General features: G+C 71.2%; 3 protein-coding genes. All 3 read right to left on the reverse strand.

All coding sequences use genetic code 11. From position 1 onward, the window contains the following. Positions 1-19: 19 nt before the first annotated feature. From B4M60_RS03480 to B4M60_RS03490, 3 genes are read right to left on the reverse strand one after another with little or no spacing between them, the layout of a single operon-like run. Positions 20-1,282 carry a DUF4010 domain-containing protein gene (locus B4M60_RS03480; RefSeq protein ID WP_291080319.1) on the reverse strand — a complete coding sequence of 421 codons (1,263 nt, stop codon included), beginning with the start codon at positions 1,280-1,282 and terminating at the stop codon, positions 20-22. Positions 1,283-1,312: 30 nt separating this feature from the next. After that, complete coding sequence (gene dmpG / locus B4M60_RS03485; RefSeq protein ID WP_291080321.1) at positions 1,313-2,377, reverse strand: 4-hydroxy-2-oxovalerate aldolase; 1,065 nt, start codon at positions 2,375-2,377, stop codon at positions 1,313-1,315. A 5-nt stretch (positions 2,378-2,382) separates the two neighbouring features. Then, positions 2,383-3,300: an acetaldehyde dehydrogenase (acetylating) gene (locus B4M60_RS03490; protein ID WP_291080323.1), complete on the reverse strand. Its 918-nt coding sequence runs from the start codon at positions 3,298-3,300 to the stop codon at positions 2,383-2,385. Positions 3,301-3,370: the final 70 nt, after the last annotated feature.

Consider the following 3,370-nt stretch of genomic DNA (forward strand, 5'->3'; position numbering starts at 1 on the left):
GCCTGAGCGGCCGCCCCGCCTAGCCCAAGGCGAGGCCGACCCCCACCGCCGCCGCGACGGGCACCAGCAACGCGCCGAGCGTCGCTGCGAAGCGCGCGCCGCCAATGGTGCCCGCGAGGGTGAGCTTGACGCCCAGGTTGGTGAGCAGCCCCAGGCCGATGGCCGTCGCGGCGGTGCCCGTCGTGATGGTGCCGGCCGAGGCTGCGGAGGCCGCGGCGATCGCGGCGGCGTGCGCGTCGGCGAGCCCACCGATCGCCGAGACGACCAGCGCGCCCGCGCCGCCGAACTCGTGGGCGGCGGCACGGGTGGCCATGAGCAGCAGCGCCAGGATCGACGCGAGGACGATCGCCGCCTTCACGGACATGGGCCGCCCGAAGTCGCGGTCGCGCCCCTGCTCGTCGGCGACCGCGGCCGACCCGCGACCGCGCAGCAGGACGGCCACCTCCACCAGCAGGACGGCGATGCCCGCGGCGGCGCCCACGAGAACGGCCCGGGCGACGTCGCGGTCGATCACCCACGTGACGACGACGGCCTGCACGAGCGTGGAGATGTTCACGGCCACCGCGGCCGCGAGGGGGTCCCGGCGGCCCCCCGCCCCGCCCCGGGCCGCGCGCGCGGCGACCGCCGTCGACGCGGAACCGGAGACGAACCCGCCCGCCAGCGTGGTGACGAAGAGCCCCCACCTGCGCCCGAGGAGCCGCGCGGCCACATACCCCGCCCAACCGATCGCGGTGAGGAACACCACGAGAAGCCAGATCGTGCGGGGGTTGAGCGAACCGTAGGGACCGAAGGCGCGGTCCGGCATGAGCGGCAGGACCAGGAACGCCACGACGAGCAGCGTCACCGCATCCTTGACGTCGCGGTCGTCCAGCGCGTTCCGGGCGAAGTCGTGGAGACGGTGTTTGGCGGCGAGCAGCACCACCACGATCACCGCGAGCGCCACCGCCAACTGTGCGTTGACGACCGCCAGCGCGCCCAGCAGGACGGTGACGACCGCGGCCGCGACGGTGGTGATGCCCACGTCCCCCGTCGAGTCCCCGTCGGCGTCCACGCCGGTGACCCTCCAGTACCAGGCGATGATCACCACGGCCGAGGCGCCCAGGGCGACGGCCAGCGCGGCCGCACCCAGCAGGGCACCGACCGCGCCGACCAGCGCGAGGAGGGGGAAGGTCCGAGCGCCGATCCGGCGACCCCGGTGCGCGGGGCTGCGTTCGCGCTCGATGCCGATGGCCAGGCCGAAGGCGACGGCGGCGAGCAGCGGCACGAACTCCGTCATGGTCATCTCCGGACCGGCCCTCCTCTGCGCTCGGGATCAGGCGTTCGCCTGCTCCTTCTGGATCTCCAGCGCGATGTCGATGAGCTGATCCTCCTGGCCGCCGACGAGTCGCCGCTCGCCCGCGCGGATGAGGATCTCCGACGACGGCACGCCGTAACGGTTGGCGTGCCCCTCGGCGTGCTTGAGGAACGAGGAGTAGCAGCCGGCGTAGCCGAGCATCAGCGCCGAGCGGTCGACCACGCACTCGGTGGGCATGAGCGGCCGCACCACGTCCTCGGCGGCGTCGGCGATCTTGAAGAAGTCCACTCCGGTGGTGATGCCGAGCTTGTCGCACACCCCCACCAGGGCCTCGACGGGCGTGTTGCCGGCGCCGGCGCCGAAGCGACGGGTGGAGCCGTCGATCTGCTGGGCGCCGGCGCGGATCGCCATGATCGAGTTGCCGACGCCCACGTCCAGGTTCTCGTGGCCGTGGAAGCCCACCTGGGCGTCGCTGCCGAGCTCGGCGACCACCGCGGCCACGCGGTCGGAGACCTGATCCATGACCAGCGCGCCCGCCGAGTCGACGATGTAGACGCACTGGCACCCGGCGTCGGCCATGATCCTGGCCTGCTTGGCCAGGACCTCCGGCGGCTGGGTGTGGCTCATCATGAGGAAGCCGACCGTCTCGAGGCCGAGCTCGCGGGCGTAGCCGAAGTGCTGGATGGAGACGTCGGCCTCCGTGCAGTGCGTGGCGACGCGGCAGATCGAGCCGCCGTTGTCGCGGGCGGCGAGGATGTCGTCCTTGATGCCCAGGCCGGGCAGCGTGAGAAAGGCGATCTTGGCCTGCTTGGCGGTCTCGGCCGCGGCCCTGATGAGGTCCTGGTCGTAGGACTTGGCGAAGCCGTAGTTGAAGGACGCGCCGCCGAGGCCGTCGCCGTGGGTGACCTCGATGACGGGGACGCCCGCGCCGTCGAGGGCGGCGACGACGTTGCGGACGTCGTCGATCGAGAACTGGTGGCGCTTGTGGTGGGAGCCGTCACGCAGCGACGAGTCGGTGATCCGGATGTCGAGCTCGGAGCTGTACGCCCGGGCGTCGGCGTTGTACGGGTTGGTCTTGTCCATTGTTCTCACACTCCGAGCTTGGTCTTGGCGATGTCCTCGCCGACCTTGGTGGCGGCGGCGGTCATGATGTCGAGGTTGCCGGCGTACGGCGGGAGGAAGTCCCCGGCGCCCTCGACCTCGACGAAGATGGCGACGCGCGCCATCCCGCCGGTGATCTCGGTCGGCGGATCGAACTGCGGCTCCTGGAGCAGCCGGTACCCCGGCACGTACTCCTGGATCTCCTTCTCCCGCTTGCGGATGGCGGTGGTGATGAGGTCGTGGTCGGCGTCGGAGGGGATCGCGCAGAAGATGGTGTCGCGCATGATCATGGGCGGCTCGGCCGGGTTGAGGATGATGATCGCCTTGCCGCGCTTGGCGCCGCCGACCTTCTCGATCGCGAGCCTGGTGGTCTCCGTGAACTCGTCGATGTTGGCGCGGGTGCCCGGGCCGGCCGACTCCGAGGAGACCGACGCGACGATCTCCGCGTACTCGACCGGCACCACCTGCGACACGGCGTGGACCATCGGGATGGTGGCCTGGCCGCCGCAGGTGACCATGTTGTGGTTGGGCGCGTCTGCGTGCTCGTGCAGGTTCGCCGGCGGGATGACCATGGGGCCGACCGCGGCCGGGGTGAGGTCGATGGCGATGATGCCGGCCTCCTCGTACTTGGGAGCGTAGGCCTTGTGGACGTAGGCGCTGGTGGCCTCGAACAGCAGGTCGGGCTTCTCGCCGCCGGCCTCGATCGAGGCGAGCAGCTCGTCGGCGCCCCCGGACATGCAGGTCAGGCCGTGGTCGGCGGCGCGCTTCATCCCCTCGGACTCCGCGTCGATGCCGATCATCCACTTCGGTTCGATGTACTCGCTCCGCTCGAGCTTGTACATGAGGTCGGTGCCGATGTTGCCGGACCCCACGATCGCGGCGGTGAGCTTCTTCTTCTCCGTCATGCCAGCAGTGTCGCCCGCACGCGCCCGGCCCGACAAGCGAGTGTGCCGTTCAGTGGAAAATCAGGTATCT

The organism is Dietzia sp. UBA5065 (assembly GCA_002415925.1).
Classification (GTDB): Bacteria; Actinomycetota; Actinomycetes; order Mycobacteriales; family Mycobacteriaceae; genus Dietzia.